This is a genomic window from Pseudonocardia benzenivorans CB1190, from assembly GCF_000196675.2.
Taxonomy (GTDB): domain Bacteria; phylum Actinomycetota; class Actinomycetes; order Mycobacteriales; family Pseudonocardiaceae; genus Pseudonocardia; species Pseudonocardia benzenivorans.
Map to the genome: position 1 here is coordinate 4,428,676 of NC_015312.1, position 15,242 is coordinate 4,443,917.

Genomic DNA, 15,242 nt, shown 5'->3' on the forward strand with positions numbered 1-15,242 from the left:
CCTACAGGACACCACTGCGCGCCCGGGACGGCGACCGGAGCGGTGGCCCCGGCACCCGGTCCGGCGCTCCGCCGGACCCGGCGTCCTTGCCGGGCGCGTGCCGAATGCGCGGGATCGGAGGAGCATCGATGTCGACGCCCGTCGACGGAGGTGCACGTGGCACAGGACCGACCCGACTTCGGCCCGTTCGACGAGATCGTCGAACGGCTCATCGGCAATCTCGGCACGGCGCTCGGCGACATGGGCCGTGGCGAGGGCGGCTCGCCGTTCGGCGGCCTCGGCGACCTCGGCTTCGGGGACCTGGGCGGCGAGCGGCGCACGTCCGAGGCGGGCCCGCAGACCCCGCCCGCCGGTGCCCCGCGGGCCCGCACCCCCCGGCTCGACCGGTTCGCCCGCGACCTCACCGCCGCCGCCGCGGCCGGCGAGCTCGATCCCGTCATCGGCCGCGAGGCCGAGATCGACCAGGTGCTGGAGGTGCTCGCCCGGCGGACCAAGAACAACCCGGTGCTGGTCGGCGATCCGGGCGTCGGCAAGACGGCCATCGTCGAGGGGATCGCCCACCGCGTCGCCGACGGCGACGTGCCGCCCGCGCTGCAGGGCGTCCGGGTCCTCGCGCTCGACCTCGCCGGGATGGTCGCGGGCACCCGCTACCGCGGTGACTTCGAGCAGCGGCTGACCCGGGTGATCGACGAGATCGTCGCCGCGCGCCGGCAGGTCGTCGTGTTCGTCGACGAGCTGCACGCCGTCGTCGGCGCGGGCTCGGCCGAGGGCCAGGCCATGGACGCGGGCACCCTGCTCAAGCCCGCGCTCGCCCGCGGCGACCTGCAGCTCGTCGGGGCCACGACGGCCGGGGAGTACCGCAGGCACATCGAGCGCGACCCCGCGCTGGAACGCAGGCTTGCCCCGGTGCGCGTCGCGGAGCCGGACGTGGCCGCCACAGTCGCGATCCTGCGCGGGCTGCGGGAGCGCTACGAGGCCCACCACGACGTCGCGATCGACGACGCCGCGCTCGTCGCCGCCGCCGAGCTCTCCGACCGGCACATCACCGACCGGTTCCTGCCCGACAAGGCGATCGACCTCGTCGACCGGGCCGGGGCCCGCGCCCGGATCCGGGCGTCCCGCGGCCGGCCGGCGGGGGCCGTCGAAGAGCTGCGCCGGGCCCGCGAGGTCGCCGTCGACGCCGAGGACTACGAGCGGGCACTGCAGCTCACCCGGGAGATCGACGCCGCCGAGGCCGGTGGCGGCACGATCCGCGGCGGTCGCGTCACCGTCACCGCCGACGACGTCGCCCGGCTGCTCGCCGAGACCACCGGCATCCCCGTCGCCCGGCTCACCGCCGACGACCGCCGCTCGCTGCTGGGGCTCGAGGACACGTTGCGCCGCAGGATCGTCGGCCAGGACGAGGCCGTCGGGATCGTCGCCGACGCCGTCCGAGCCGGGCGGGCCGGGCTCGCGCACCCCGGCCGGCCGGTCGGGTCGTTCCTGTTCCTCGGGACGACGGGCGTCGGCAAGACCGAGCTGGCGCGGACGCTCGCCGACGCGCTCTTCGGCGGCGAGGACGCGTTGCTGCGCTTCGACATGAGCGAGTACACCGACCGGGCGAGCGCGTACCGGCTGGTCGGGGCCCCTCCCGGGCACGCCGGGTTCGACGAGCCGGGCCAGCTCACCGAGGCCGTGCGGCGCACCCCCTACGCCGTCGTGCTGATCGACGAGGTCGAGAAGGCCCACCCCGACGTCGTGTCGACGCTGCTGCAGGTGCTCGACGCGGGCCGGCTCACCGACTCGCACGGGCGCACGGTCGACTTCACCCGCACGGTCGTGGCGCTCACCAGCAACCTGGGCGCGCCGCCGCTGCTCGCCGCCGCAGGCCCGGCCACGCGCGACACGCTGCTGGCCGCCGCCCGCGCGCACTTCCGCCCGGAGTTCCTCAACCGGGTCGACGACGTCGTCGCGTTCCGCTCGCTCGACGACGCCGACCTGCGGCGGATCACCACGTTGCTGCTCGCGGAGACCACCGCCCGGCTGGCGGCACAGCACATCACCCTCGACGTCAGCTCGGCCGCGGTCGACTGGCTCGCCCGCCGCGGCCACGAGCCCGGGCTCGGGGCGCGGCCGTTGCGCCGCACGGTCGGCCGCGAGCTGGAACGGCGGCTGTCGCGGCTGCTCATCGCGCAGGACCTCGGGGCCGGGGCCCGGGTGCTCGTCGACGTCACCGGTCCCGACGCGACGGCGCTCACGCTCACCGCGACCTGACCCGGTCAGGCTGCAGCTCGGCGAGCCGGCGGGCCAGCAGCAGGCGCTCGGGACCGGTCTCCGCGAGCTCGACGGCCCGGGCGTACGCCGCCGCCGCGCACTCGGTCCGGCCGGCCCGGCGGAGCAGCTCGGCGCGGGTCGAGTGGTAGTAGCGGTAGCCGTCGAGGGCGAGCGTGTCGACGACGGCCAGGGCCGCCTCGGGCCCGTCGAGCTCCGCGACGGCGACGGCCCGGTTGAGCTCGACGACGGGCGAGCCGGTCAGCCGGGAGAGCACGGCGTAGAGCGCCTCGATCTGCACCCAGTCGCGCGGCCGGCGCAGGTGCAGGTCGGCGATCGCGGCCTGGACGACGTAGGGCCCGGGGTCCGGCCGGACGACCGCACGTTCGAGCAGGTCACGGCCCTCTCGCAGCTGCCGGTCGTCCCACCTCGACCGGTCCTGCTCATCCAGCGGGACCAGCACGCCGTCGCTCTGCCGGGCGTCGCGCCGCGCGTCGTCGAGCAGCATGAGCGCGAGCAGCCCGAGTGCCTCCGGCTCGTCGGGCATGAGCTCGACGAGCGCCCGGCCGAGCCGGATCGCCTCGGCCGCCAGGTCCGGCCGGCCGTCGCCCCAGCCCTGGTTGAAGATCAGGTAGACGACGGCGAGGACGGCCGCGAGGCGGTCGGGGAGCTGATGGTCGTCCGGTACGGCGAACGGGATCCCGGCGGCGCGGATCTTGTGCTTGGCCCGCGTGAGGCGCTTGCTCATCGTGTCGACGGGGGTCAGGAACGCCCGCGCGATCTCCTCGGTGGACAGACCGCCCAGCGTCCGCAACGTCAGCGCCACCTGCGCCGCACGCGAGAGCGCCGGGTGGCAGCAGGTGAGGACGAGCTCCAGGCGCTCGTCGCGGAAGGTCGTCGGTTCGGCCGGTGGGCGGCGGTCCCCGCGGGCGAGCTCGGCGGCGATCGCCCTGGTCCTGTCGTCGAGGGCCGCGCGCCGGCGGATCCGGTCGATGCCGCGGTTGCGCGCGACAGTGACCAGCCACGCGACCGGGTTCGCCGGCTCGCCCTCGCGCGGCCAGCGCTCGGCCGCGACGACGAACGCGTCCTGGGCGACCTCCTCGGCGAGCTCGAGGTCCCGGAAGATCCCGACGAGCGTCGCGAGCACCCGGCCCCAGTGCGCGCGGAACGCCGCCTCGACCGCGTCCTCACCCGCCACCCGGGACCTCCTCGCGGACCGGCCGCACCTCGATCGCGAGCCCCGGGCGCAGCGCCTGCAGCTCCGTCGCCACCGCCAGCGCCGCGTCGAGATCGGCCACCTCGATCACGATGATGCCGGCCAGGTACTCCTTCGTGTCGATGAAGGGCCCGTCGGTGAGCAGCGGCGCCTCGCGGGGGCCGTGCACGGTCGTCGCCGTCTCGGGCGGGTGCAGCCGGGTCCAGCTGCGGACGTAGGGCCGGCCGAGGACGGGCGCGACCCCGGCCTCGACCTCCCGTCGTTCCTCGGGGGTCGCCTCCGTGGTCCGGTGGATCAGCAGTGCGTACTGCATGTCGCTCCTGTCCGGCGTCGGGTGTGTTCGCGTCGACCTCTCGACGAGCGGGCGGCGGCGGGACGGACACCCTCTCGCGACGAATTCTCGGCGAGGGGATGTCCGTCGGGCGAGTCGCCGTTCGTCGTCCTGCCGGCCCGGCACCCCGCCGGCCGACACGCTCGGGAGGACACCCTCATGACCATCGACGCCACCACGACGACCGACTACCGGACCACCCTGCACATCCGCGCCGACGCCGACGCCGTGTTCGACGCCGTCACCACCACCGACGGCCTCGGCTCGTGGTGGACCCGCGCCACCGGCTCCGGGGAGACCGGCGGTGAGCTGCGGTTCTTCTTCTCCGTGCCCGAGCCGTGCGTGATGCGCGTGGACCGGGCCGACCGGCCGGGACGGGTGGAGTGGACCGTGACCGACTGCGCGTTCCTGCCGGAGTGGGTCGGCACCCGGCCGACGTTCACGATCGTTCCCGGCGACGAGCGCACCACGGTGCACTTCCGCCACCACGGCCTGAACTCCGCGCTCGACTGCATCGAGATGTGCACCGACGGCTGGAACACCCACCTCGCGAGCCTGGTCCGGCACCTCGAGGACGGGGCCGGCAGCCCGTTCGGCGGGTGAGCCCGTCCCGTGAGTCCTGAGCGGGGCCGCCGGCGGCGTCGGCGCAGGCCGGGAGGTCCGCCACGGGGCGGAGCCCGCGGCCGGCCGGGTGGGCCGAGGACCGACCCGAACAGCAGGCCGGCCGGGTCAGCCGAGGACCGACCCGAACAGCAGGCCCAGCCCGTAGGTGACACCCGCGGCGGCCGCGCCGATCAGCAGCTGGCGCAGCCCGCGGCGCAGCGGCGGCCCGCCGGAGAGCAGCCCGACGACCGCGCCCGTCGTCAGCAGCGCGAGCCCGACCAGCACCGCGGAGACCAGGTAGGCCGACAGCCCGGCGGCGCCGAACATGAACGGCAGGATCGGGATCGCGGCCCCGGACGCGAAGAACGCGAAGCTCGACGCCGCCGCGGCCAGCGCGGTGCCGACCGTCTCGTGGGCGTCGTCGCCGGCCCCGCCGCGGAGCCCGACGGCCGGGTCGTGGGTCCGCAGCATCTCCTGGGACCGCTCCTGTGCCTCCTCGGCGGAGAGGCCGCGGGCGCGCATCACCAGTGCCAGCTCGTTCTCGTCGACGTCGAGTGCGGGCAGCACCTGCGGTGCGTCGGTCAGCACCGGCGCCGAGACCTCCAGCAGCTCGCGCTGCGAGCGCACCGACACGTACTCCCCCGCCCCCATCGACAACGCACCGGCCAGCAGCCCGGCGATGCCGGTGAGCAGGACCGTCCGCGCGCTCTCGCCGGCACCGGCGATGCCCAGGACCAGCGCGAGGTTGCTGACGAGACCGTCGTTGGCGCCGAAGACCGCGGCCCGGAACGACCCCGACACCCGCGCCCGGCCGCGCGCCGCCAGCCCCCGCAGCACCTCCTCGTGGATCCGCTCGTCGGCGGCCATGGTCGCGGTGGCCTCGGGGTCGGTCGCGTACGGCGACCGGCTCTCCGCCCGCTGCGCGAGCGCGAGCACGAACACCGACCCGAACCGGCGGGCCAGCAACGCGAGCAGTCGGCTGCGCAACGCGGGCCGCGGCAGCCTGCCCGCACGTGGCCCGAGCTTGCTCTCCCAGTGCGCGGCATGACGTTCCTCGGCGCGCGCGAGGCCGAGCAGGATCTCACGGTCCTCACCGGTGCGCCGCCGGGCGAGGTCGCGGTAGAGCGCGGACTCCGCGCGTTCGTCGGCCAGCATCCGCCGCCAGCGACGCACCGACGACCGCGACGCCCCCGTGCCCACCCCCGGGTCCGCCACCGCGACCACCTCCACACGCACGCGCTCCCCCGACGCGGGCAACGCTGCCACGAGGCGCGGCCGCGGCACCGGGCGGCCCACCCCGGAGCGCGCCCGCGCCGAGCGTGCCACTCAGCTCCGACAGGACCGTCGGAGGTGACGGGCGCGGCGGGTGGTGTCGTCGCCCGGGCGGCGTCCGGGTCCGTCCCGGCTCAGAGAGTGTTGTAGAACCTCGGTGGTCAGTCTTTGAGGTCTTCTGCTAGTCGGCGGGCGGCTTCCTTCTCAATGTCACTGCGGGGAGCGGGGAGTTCCTCACCGGCGAGGCGGGCGGCCATCAGCCGGATCATCGCGAACTTGATCATCGCCTCGGCGTGGGCGGTCTTGCGTTCGTAGTCCCGGGCCAACCGTCTACACCTCGTCAACCAGCCGAAGGTTCTCTCGACCACCCACCGGCGGGGCAGCACCTGGAACCCTTTCACGTCGGCGTTACGCGGCACCGCGACCACCTCCAGCCCCTCACTGCGCCGGGCCCAACCGACCAGGCCCGCGTCCACCGAGTTGACATAACCGCCGTCGACCCACACCAACCCGAGCAGCGGGAACCGGGCCCGGGCACCGGACAGCATCAACCGGGCCCCGGCCCGGTCCTGCACCGACGCCGAGTGCACCACCACGTGCAGCACCAGGCCCAGGGTGTCGACCAGCAGGTGGCGCTTGCGGCCCCGGACGCGTTTACCGGCGTCGTAGCCGATCTGTTCACCGCCCTCGCTGGACCTCGCCGACTGGGAGTCCAGCACCGCCGCCGAGGGCTGCGGGTCACGCCCGTCGGCGATGCGGACCCGCTCACGCAGCACCTCGTGGACCCGGTCCCAGGTGCCGTCGCGGGTCCAGGCCCGAAACCACTGGTAGGCGATGCTCCACGGGGCCAGATCGTGCGGGACCAGCCGCCAAGCGCACCCGCTGACCAGCACATAAGAGATCGTGTCGATGATCAACCGGCGGGAGTGCACGTACGGGCGCCCGCCCAACACCGCCGCCGGGCGGGGCAGCAACGGCTCGATCAACACCCACTGGGCGTCGGTCACCGAGGAGTCATACGCCGGTTTGCAGGTACAGACACACACCCGACCGGATGATCAACAGGTCCGGGCGACTACTACGGCCGCCACGCCGAGTGATCACCAGGTTTCACAACACTCTCTCAGGCGACGACCATCCAGGACAGCACCGGCGTCGACTGCAGGTAGACGAGCACGCACATGAACGCCAGGAACCCGATGCTCCACCACAGGACCCTGCGGAAGCTCTCGCCCTCGCGCCCGGCCAGCCCGACCGCGCCCGCTGCGATCGCGAGGTTCTGCGGCGAGATCATCTTGCCGAGCACACCGCCGGACGAGTTCGCCGCGGCGAGCAGCGTCGGCGACAGGTGCGCCGACGTCGCGGCGCTGACCTGCAGCGCACCGAACAGCGAGTTCGACGACGTGTCCGAGCCGGTGACGGCGGTGCCGAGCCAGCCCAGGATCGGTGAGAGCAGGGCGAACAGCCCACCCGCGCCCGCCAGCCACAGGCCCAGCGTCTGGGTCTGCCCGGACTCGTTCATGACGAACCCCAGCGCGAGCACGGCCATGACGGTGACGATCGCCGTGCGCAGCTGCACCAGCGTGCGCCAGTAGGTCCGCAGGGCGTGCCCGACGCCGATCCGGAGCACCGGGAGCGTGAGCAGGCCGCTGATCAGCAGCAACGTCCCCGCGGCGGACAATATGTTGATCTTGAATGTCGTCGACACCGGGGCGCCGGTGCCGCTGACGATGTGCAGACCCGGCCAGTTGACGATCCAGGTCGCTGCCTCCAGCCCGGTCCCGGTCGCCCCCGGCTTGGTCGGCGCGACCCCGGTGATCGGCGGGACGCGCGTCGCCAGCACGAAGACCACGATGATGATCAGGTATGGCGCGTACGCCTTGAGCACCTCCGACCGCGAGTCGACGACGCGCTCCTCCACCCGGGTGGCCGTACCGCCGCCGGTGGGCTCGGGGCCGGCGGCACCGGAGGCGGCCGTTGGCTGCGGCTCGCCGCCCTGCTCGGTGACGTCGGGCGGGGTGACCGGCCGCCAGAGCTTCGAGAAGGCGAGGACCGCGAGCGCCGAGGCGAGCGCCGCGATGATGTCGGTCAGCGGGATGGACCAGAAGTTCGACGCGGCGTACTGCGCGATCCCGAACACCAGTCCGCACACCAGCGCCGCGGGCCAGCACTGCCGCAGCCCACGCTTTCCGTCGACGATGAACACCAGCGCCAGCGGCACGAACACGGCGAGGATCGGGGTCTGCCGGCCGACCATCGCGCCGAGGTCGTCGACCGGGAGCTTCGTGACCGCCGCGAGCGTCGTGATCGGGACGGCCAGCGCCCCGAACGCGACCGGTGCGGTGTTCGCCACCAGCGCGACCGCGGCGGCCTTCAGCGGTCGGAACCCCAGCGCCATCAACATGACCGAACTGATGGCGACGGGTGTGCCGAACCCGGCGAGCGCCTCCATCAACGCGCCGAAGCAGAACGCGATGATGATCGCCTGGATGCGCTGGTCGTCGCTGATCGAGGCGAAGGAGCGGCGCAGGACGTCGAAGTGCCCGGTGTCGACGGTCAGGTTGTAGACCCAGATCGCGTTGATGACGATCCACATGATCGGGAAGAAGCCGAAGGCGGCCCCGAGCAGGCCGCTGTTGAGCGCGTCGCCGACCCCCATGCCGTAGAACACGATCGCGACGACGAGCGAGACCGCGAGGCCGATCACCGACGCCAGCCAGGCCCGCATCCGCACGACGCCCAGCAACACGAACAGGACCACCAGCGGCAGGACCGCCACGATCGACGAGAGCCCGAGCGAGTTCCCGATCGGGTCGTAGTCCTGCGTGTACGAGGCGAGGACGATCCCGCTGCTCACCGCGCAGCACCCCCCTGGAGCGGCGGCGCCCCCGCCGGCACGGGACGGCCACCCGGTGACGACGGCCGCGCCGGGAGAATCCGCCCGTCTCGCACCGCCCGCACGACGAGGCACGTCCGGCCACCCGAACGGCCCAACCCGGGCCCGGGTCAGCGCCCCTCACGGGGGCGGGTTGCACCCCAGCGGTCCCAGTGCACGACCTCCTCGACGGGCCGGCGCCGCGGCTGTGCCCAGCGGCCCCGGACGGGCCGGCCGATCGGGACGAGCGCCATGGTGAGGGCGTCGTCGGGAAGGCCGAGCAGCTCACGCAGCTCGTCCTCGTGGCCGCGGTAGAGCGTCGTGAGGGAGGTGCCCAGGCCGTGCGCGCGGGCGGCGAGGCACAGGTTCTGCACCGCGCCGTAGATCGACGCCCCGATCATGGGGTCGGTGGCGCCCGCGGCGCCGCGCAGCACGGGGAAGATCCACAGCGGCGCGTCCTCCAGGTGTTCGGCGAGGTGCTCCGCACCCAGGAAACCGTTGCGGCTCAGGCCCGGCGTGCCCGGCGGCTGGGCGAGGATCTCAGCGCGCCTGCTCCCGTAGACCGCGTTCCAGTTCTCGCGGTACCAGCCCGCGACGCGCTTCTTGACGTCGGGATCGGTGACGACGACCCAGCCCCAGCCCTGGGAGTTCCCGCCCGAGGGTCCCCGCACGGCGGCGTCGAGCATCGACCACACGACCTCGTCGGGGACGGGGTCGGTGGAGAGATAGCGACGGGCCGGTGTCGTGTGCAGCGCCTCGAGGACGGGCAGGGCGTCGGGGTCGGTCGTCAGGTCGCTCATCAGGGGGTCTCCGGTCGTCAGCCCGCGTCGGCGAGCGGGTCGGGCAGTGCCGTCGGCGCGGTGAGGCCGAGGTCGGCGAGGATGCGGTCGGCCGTGGGGTCGCCGGGCGGGCGACGTCCCGCGGTGCAGCCGACGGGGTCCGCGGCGAACCCGCGGCGGGGCGCCCGCAGCAGCACGACGGCACCGCACCCGCCGCGGCCGAGCGCGGCCAGTGCGGAGTCGAGGCGGCCGGCGCAGCCGCAGCGCAGCGAGCCGAGGACGTCGGCGGCGAGGCACTCCTCGTGCACCGCGACCGCGGACCCGCGACCCGGGTTCCCGCGCACCAGCACGAGGTGCTCGGCGGCGCCGTCGTCGAAGGCGATGGCCGTGAACGGGCCGTGGCGCGTCGGGATCACGGCAGGTGCGCTGCGGCGCAACGGCGGCCGGCTCCCCGACGGGCGGGCGAGGTCCGAGACGGCGAGGGTGGTGAGGCCGTGCCCGGTCGCGAACGCCGTGGCGGCGACCGGCCCGGCGGCGTCGCCGTCGGCGCCGACCAGCGTCGCGAGCACGGCGGCCGGCTGCACTCCCGCGGCCTCGCACAGGGCGAGCGCGGCCTCGGCGGGACGCGGCCGCTCGGCGAGGCCGCCGGCACGCGCCCGGACCGGCAGGACGTGCCCCGGGCGCACGAGGTCGTCGGGGCGCAGGGCCGGGTCGGCGAGGGCGCGGACGGTCGCGGCCCGGTCGCGGGCGGAGATGCCGGTCGTGATCCCGCGGCGGAGGTCGACGGACACGGCGAACGCCGTGGCATCCGGTCCTGCGGCGCCCGCCACCTGTGGCGGCACCCGAAGGGCGTCGAGCCGCTCCTCCGGCAGCGCGACGCCGACCACACCGCTGCTCGCCCGCACCACGAACGCCATGGTCGCCGGGTCGACGGCCGCTGCCGCCACGACGAGGACGCCGGTGCCGGGGTGGGGCCCGGCGTCGTCCAGCAGGACGACGGGCCGGCCGCCCGTGAGCCCCTGACCAGCGGTCACCGGCCCGCCCCGAACCGCGCGGGGCCCGCCTTCCGGTCGCGCCCGTCGCCCCGGTCGACGACGGTGCCCGGCCGGGCCGGCCGGTGCGGACTCACGACGCCGCCCCGGGCGCCTCGTCGAGGAACGCGGTGATCGCCGCCAGGGTGTCGTCCGGGTACTCCAGCACCATGCCGTGGCCGCCGCGGGGCAGCACCTGCAGTCTCGCCGTCGGCACGAGGGCCGCGATCTCGGCGGACTGCGCGACGGGGGTGAGGACGTCCTCGGCCCCGACGAGCACCAGCGTCGGAGTGGTGACCCGCGGCAGGTGGGGTCGCGAGTCGTACACGCGCAGCCCGGCGGCCTGCGCCTCGAACCCGGCGAGCGTGGTCGGGTAGGGGTCCTTGCGCGCGAGCTCGGCCGCGGCGAGGGCGGCGTCGTGGTCGGTGAGCAGCCGCGGCGTGTACACCCACGGCATCGAGTCGATCCCCGTCGTCACGGGGTCGACCCCCGCGCGGCGCAGCGCGAGGCCCGCGTCGAGCCAGGCGTCCTGGAGCCGGGTGTAGGACGGGAAGGCGTTGAGCAGCACGGCCCGCGACACGACCCCGGGGTGCCTCACCAGCAGCGACTGGGTGATCGAACCACCCATCGACCAGCCCACGACCGCCGTCGGGCCGGCCCCCAGCCGGTCGACCAGCGCCGCGACGTCGTCACCGAGGTCGTCGATCGCGTAGGGGCCGGGCGGCACGTCGCTGCGGCCGGTCCCCCGGTTGTCCAGCGTCGTCACCGTGTGGCGCTGCGCGAGCACCGGAACCACGCCCGCCCAGGCCGCGGAGCTCGCGCCGAGGCCCGAGACGAGCAGCAGCGGCGGGCCCGACCCGACGGTCTCGTGGTGCAGCCGGACCCCGTTCACAGTGGACTGTGCCATCGGTTCTCCCCTCGGGACCTGCGGTCTGTGAGTGGCAGGTCGCCATGGCGACCATCGCCACTCACGACGGGACCGCCCCCGGCACGCGGCTCGCCGGCGCCGCGACGCCGGCCGCCTGCACGCCGGCCCGATCATCGTGGGTCGCCACGACGGGCCCGGCAACGGAGCGGTGACCACTCCGGCCGCGGATTTCGTGGAGCCCTTCACATCGCGCCGGCCCGATGCCGGTTCCTACAGTCGGACCGTCCCGCCGCCCGGCCCACCCCGGTCCGGACGGCCTCCCGGGTGCTCTGCCCGATCCCACCGACGACGACGTCGAGGAGAGTGGTGCGCTGTGACAGCGACCGCGAGAAGCACCGTGCGGTCCACGCGATGGCAGACGATCGGCACGGTCGGTCTCGTCGAGGTGCCGGCACCGCAGGCCGGCCCGTACGACCTCGTCCTGGACGTCGGCGCCTGCGGGATCTGTGGTTCCGACGTGCACGCCTTCGCCGAGGGTGCCTGGATCTCGACGGGCGACCCGATGGGCCACGAGTTCTCCGGAACGGTCGGCGCCGTCGGGTCCGAGGTCTCCGCCTTCTCGGTCGGGGACCGCGTCGCGGTCAACCCCATGGGGCCCTGCGGGTCCTGCGCCCAGTGCGCGGCCGGGTCGTCGAACCTCTGCGCGCGGCCCGTGCACAGCTCGTTCGGCGGGCTGGGTGACCAGGTCCTCGTCGCGCACGCCGAGTCCGGCGCCCGGCTCTTCCGGATGCCCGACACGATGTCGTTCGAGGAGGGCGCGTTCCTGGAGCCGCTGTCGGTCGCGGTCCGCGCCGTGCGCACGGTCGACGCCGACCTCGCGGCGCCGATCGTCGTGGCCGGGTTGGGCTCGATCGGGCAGTGCGTGGTCCGTGTCCTGCGGGCCTACGGTGCCGCCGACGTGCTGGGGGTCGACGTCTCGCCACCGCGGCTGCAGGTCGCGGCGGCCGCCGGGATCGACGTGCTCGACGCCCGCGAGGGCGGGGGCGACGGCGTCGTCGCCGCGGTCCGGGACCGCTGGGGCACCTCGGACTCGCCCTACCAGCCCGGCAGCGGCAACGTCGCGGCGTTCTTCGAGTGCTCCGGTGCCCAGGCGATGATCAGCGTCGCGACGGCCGTCACCCGGGCGGGCGGCGTCGTCGCGCTCACCGGGCTGTCCGGCTCGCGGCCGCGCGTGGACCTCGACACCGTCGTGCAGAAGGAGCTGCGGCTGCGCGGCACGTTCGCCTACACCGGCGACGACGCGACGGAGGCCTTCCGGCTGCTGGCGAGCGGTGCGGTCGACGTCGCCCCGCTGGTGACCCACCGCATCCCGCTGTCGAAGGTCGACGAGGCCTTCGCCGCCCAGCACGCCACGGACGGCTCGGTGAAGGTCGTCGTGCTGCCGGACCGTCCCTGACCCCCGACGTTCTCGGAGAAGAGGAGCCCAGATGGGTGCGCTCGACGGCAAGGTCGCCGTGATCACCGGTGGGGCGAGCGGCATCGGCCGCGCCACCGCCGTCCGCTTCGCGGCCGAGGGGGCCGACGTCGTCATCGGCGACCTCGCCCCCGGCGACGACGCGGTCGCCGAGGTCGAGAAGGCCGGTGGCCGCGCGGTGTACCTGCGCACGGACACCACCAGCGAGGACGACTGCGAGGCGCTCGTCGCCGCGGCCGTCGACAGGTTCGGCCGGGTCGACGTGGGCGTCGCGTCCGCCGGCATCGCGACGGCCGCGGGCCCGAGCAACGTCCAGACCCGCGCGGGCGACGCCGCGAACGCGACGCACGTGGTCAATCTGGCGACGGAGACGTTCGAGCGGGTGCTCGACGTCAACGTCGTCGGTGTGATGCAGACCGACCGCGCGCTGGCGCGGCGGATGGTCGCGCAGGGCAGCGGCTCGATCGTCAACATCGCGTCCAGCGCCGCGCGCATCCCGCTGGCGGGGGCCGCCCCCTACTGCGTCTCCAAGGCCGGGGTCTGGATGCTCACGAAGGTGCTGGGCCTCGAGCTGGCGACGACGGGGGTGCGGGTCAACGCCGTCGGGCCGGGGTACACCGCCACCCCGATGATCGACGGCATCGAGCAGCAACCCGCGGCGTTCGCGTCGGCGATGAGCATCACCCCCATGAACCGGCTCGGCCGACCCGAGGAGATCGCGGCGGCGTGCCTGTTCCTCGCGACCGACGAGTCGTCCTTCATGACCGGACAGATGCTCCATCCGGCGGGTGGTCAGTTCACCGGGTGAACCACACGGATCCCGCAGTGTGGATCCGACCACCCGCACCCTGGCCGGCCTGGTCGTCCTCCCGTTGTGAGCGGGTGCGAGCGCGATCACAGTGAACCGGTCACCACGTCATGAACCGGGGCGTCCTCGTGGTGACGCCCTTGCACGGCCGCCCCTCGGTCCTTTCAGGACGCACCACCCCGGACGTCAACCGGCGGAGGTCCCTCCCAGGGGGACCTCCGCCGGGTCGCGGGCGCATCCGCCCGCCGTGTCCGGGCCGATCCGCGCCGGCACCGCCGCCGGCCGACCGGAGGACAACCATGTCGATCACCGCGACCGCGTCTCCGCGCCTCTTCGCGGGCAAGCGCGGCCTGATGCTCGCGAGCATCCTCTTCCTCAACTTCGTCGTCTGGCTCGACAGCGCGAAGTTCAGCCTGCTCAACCCGTTCTGGTCGGTCGACCTGCACCTGACGACGGCCCAGATCTCCAGCGTCACCGCGAGCTACCTGCTCGGCTACTTCCCCCTGCTGCTGCTCGCCGGGATCATGGCCGACCGCATCGGCGCCAAGCTGATGCTCGTCATCTGCATCGCCGGTGTGACCGTGCTGTCGGCGACGATGGCCTTCGTCCACACCTACGAGGAGATGTGGTGGCGGAACTTCCTGTTCGGCATCTTCTTCGGGTTCCTGTGGGCACCGTCGCAGCGGTTGCTCTCGGTGTGGTTCCCCGGTGCGCTCAACGCACGGGCGACGTCGACCTGGATGAGCTCCTGCCTGGTCGCGGGGGTGATCGCACCCGCGATCGCGCTGCCGCTGGCCAACCACCTGTCGTGGCGTGACGCGTTCCTGATCGTCGCGGCGCTGGGCATCCCGGCGCTCGTGCTGCTCCTGCTGTTCACGTCGAACAAGCCCGAGAAGCTGCGTGGCATCAGCGCCGCCGAGATCGCCACGATCCAGGAGGAGCACCGTGGCGCGACGGTCCGCGAGAAGCTCACCTTCCGCGAGCTCGGCCGGGCGCTGCGCAGCCGCAGCGTCCTCACGATGATCATCGCGACGGCGTTCGCCACCACGCCCACGTGGCTGTCCGGGCCGTGGCTGCCCTACGGGCTGATCACCCTCGAGAAGGTCAACCCCGACACCGTCGCCTGGGTCAGCCCGCTCATCGCCGTCGTGCCCGTGCTGTTCGGGCTCGTCAACGGCTCCCTCGTCGCACGGTTCTTCGGTGGTCGCACCCGGCCGTGGCTGGTGGCCGGCCCCGCGTGCGGCGTCGTCGGGTTCCTCATGGGCGTGGTGCTCGACAACTCGACCTGGGTGTTGTGGGGCTTCTTCATCGGCGCGTTCGCGTTCCTGTGCGACCCGATGTTCTGGGGCACCGTCAACAGCTACTGGTCGGGCATCGCCCGTCCCGAGGTGACCGGAACGCTCAACGGGGCGTCGGCGGCCATGCAGGTCGCCGTCGGCTGGATCATCACCGACCAGAGCGGCAAGTGGATCAACACTGCCGTCGAGGGCCGCGCGCAGCTCAACACGGTCTGGATCGTCGGCGCGGTGATCTTCGCCCTGGCCATCGTGCCGGTGCTGCTCTCGCGCGAGGTGCGCGTGCACCAGGCCGTCGCCTCGAAGGCCGAACCGGCGGCGCAGCCGTCGCTCACCACCTGAGGCCCGCCACCCGGCGGATGGGTCTCCGCACACACCGATGCCGCCCGGGGTGGACATCGTCCCGTTGTCCATCCCGGGCAGCCGCCACAGACTCGCTG

The 15,242-nt window shown here is 74.1% G+C and carries 13 protein-coding genes; 5 read left to right on the forward strand and 8 right to left on the reverse strand.

The annotated features are described in order from the left end of the window. Positions 1 to 156: 156 nt before the first annotated feature. Positions 157 to 2,253: an ATP-dependent Clp protease ATP-binding subunit gene (locus PSED_RS20690; RefSeq protein WP_013676195.1), complete on the forward strand. Its 2,097-nt coding sequence runs from the start codon at positions 157 to 159 to the stop codon at positions 2,251 to 2,253. Here the strand turns inward: PSED_RS20690 and PSED_RS20695 are convergent. Both PSED_RS20695 and PSED_RS20700 read right to left on the reverse strand, forming a co-directional pair. Then, entirely contained in the window at positions 2,240 to 3,448 is a 1,209-nt protein-coding gene (locus PSED_RS20695) for an RNA polymerase sigma factor (protein ID WP_013676196.1), read from the reverse strand. The genes PSED_RS20690 and PSED_RS20695 overlap by 14 nt on opposite strands. Next, the gene (locus PSED_RS20700) at positions 3,438 to 3,779 is read right to left on the reverse strand and encodes a YciI family protein (RefSeq protein WP_013676197.1); all 342 of its coding nucleotides are present in this window, start codon (positions 3,777 to 3,779) and stop codon (positions 3,438 to 3,440) included. Before PSED_RS20700 ends, PSED_RS20695 begins: the two co-directional genes overlap by 11 nt. Positions 3,780 to 3,956: 177 nt before the next feature. On the opposite strand from PSED_RS20700, the gene PSED_RS20705 reads away from it, so the two are divergent. Continuing rightward, positions 3,957 to 4,400, forward strand: a complete 444-nt coding sequence (locus tag PSED_RS20705; RefSeq protein WP_013676198.1) for an SRPBCC family protein — start codon at positions 3,957 to 3,959, stop codon at positions 4,398 to 4,400. A gap of 126 nt (positions 4,401 to 4,526) precedes the next feature. Here the strand turns inward: PSED_RS20705 and PSED_RS20710 are convergent, their stop codons facing one another. The 6 genes from PSED_RS20710 to PSED_RS20735 form a co-directional block, all read right to left on the reverse strand. Beyond that, positions 4,527 to 5,615, reverse strand: coding sequence for a VIT1/CCC1 transporter family protein (locus PSED_RS20710; RefSeq protein WP_013676199.1), 1,089 nt, complete (start codon positions 5,613 to 5,615; stop codon positions 4,527 to 4,529). A gap of 218 nt (positions 5,616 to 5,833) precedes the next feature. Beyond that, on the reverse strand, positions 5,834 to 6,718 hold the full coding sequence (locus PSED_RS20715) for an IS5 family transposase (RefSeq protein WP_013673184.1): 885 nt from the start codon (positions 6,716 to 6,718) through the stop codon (positions 5,834 to 5,836). Positions 6,719 to 6,795: 77 nt separating this feature from the next. Further along, positions 6,796 to 8,529 carry an L-lactate permease gene (locus PSED_RS20720; protein WP_013676200.1) on the reverse strand — a complete coding sequence of 578 codons (1,734 nt, stop codon included), beginning with the start codon at positions 8,527 to 8,529 and terminating at the stop codon, positions 6,796 to 6,798. A gap of 149 nt (positions 8,530 to 8,678) precedes the next feature. Further along, on the reverse strand, positions 8,679 to 9,347 hold the full coding sequence (locus PSED_RS20725) for a nitroreductase family protein (RefSeq protein ID WP_013676201.1): 669 nt from the start codon (positions 9,345 to 9,347) through the stop codon (positions 8,679 to 8,681). Between the two features lie 17 nt (positions 9,348 to 9,364). Further along, positions 9,365 to 10,360, reverse strand: coding sequence for a 3,4-dihydroxy-2-butanone-4-phosphate synthase (locus tag PSED_RS20730; RefSeq protein WP_013676202.1), 996 nt, complete (start codon positions 10,358 to 10,360; stop codon positions 9,365 to 9,367). A 91-nt stretch (positions 10,361 to 10,451) separates the two neighbouring features. Continuing rightward, positions 10,452 to 11,264 (reverse strand): alpha/beta fold hydrolase, encoded by an 813-nt coding sequence (locus tag PSED_RS20735; protein ID WP_013676203.1) that lies wholly within the window; start codon positions 11,262 to 11,264, stop codon positions 10,452 to 10,454. Positions 11,265 to 11,622: 358 nt separating this feature from the next. Here PSED_RS20735 and PSED_RS20740 point away from each other — a divergent pair, with 358 nt between their 5' ends. The 3 genes from PSED_RS20740 (at position 11,623) to PSED_RS20750 (ending at position 15,144) form a co-directional block, all read left to right on the forward strand. Beyond that, positions 11,623 to 12,681, forward strand: coding sequence for a zinc-dependent alcohol dehydrogenase (locus tag PSED_RS20740; protein ID WP_158511333.1), 1,059 nt, complete (start codon positions 11,623 to 11,625; stop codon positions 12,679 to 12,681). A 31-nt stretch (positions 12,682 to 12,712) separates the two neighbouring features. Continuing rightward, complete coding sequence (locus PSED_RS20745) at positions 12,713 to 13,507, forward strand: SDR family NAD(P)-dependent oxidoreductase (RefSeq protein ID WP_013676205.1); 795 nt, start codon at positions 12,713 to 12,715, stop codon at positions 13,505 to 13,507. A 299-nt stretch (positions 13,508 to 13,806) separates the two neighbouring features. Further along, complete coding sequence (locus PSED_RS20750; RefSeq protein ID WP_013676206.1) at positions 13,807 to 15,144, forward strand: MFS transporter; 1,338 nt, start codon at positions 13,807 to 13,809, stop codon at positions 15,142 to 15,144. The last annotated feature ends 98 nt before the right edge of the window (positions 15,145 to 15,242 follow it).

Excerpts from the sequence above, each read along its gene's own strand:
- PSED_RS20700 (WP_013676197.1), bottom strand. The coding sequence starts at position 3,779 with ATGCAGTACGCACTGCTGATCCACCGGACCACGGAGGCGACCCCCGAG.
- PSED_RS20705 (WP_013676198.1), top strand. The coding sequence starts at position 3,957 with ATGACCATCGACGCCACCACGACGACCGACTACCGGACCACCCTGCAC.
- PSED_RS20745 (WP_013676205.1), top strand. The coding sequence starts at position 12,713 with ATGGGTGCGCTCGACGGCAAGGTCGCCGTGATCACCGGTGGGGCGAGC.
- PSED_RS20750 (WP_013676206.1), top strand. The coding sequence starts at position 13,807 with ATGTCGATCACCGCGACCGCGTCTCCGCGCCTCTTCGCGGGCAAGCGC.
- PSED_RS20735 (WP_013676203.1), bottom strand. The coding sequence starts at position 11,264 with ATGGCACAGTCCACTGTGAACGGGGTCCGGCTGCACCACGAGACCGTC.
- PSED_RS20725 (WP_013676201.1), bottom strand. The coding sequence starts at position 9,347 with ATGAGCGACCTGACGACCGACCCCGACGCCCTGCCCGTCCTCGAGGCG.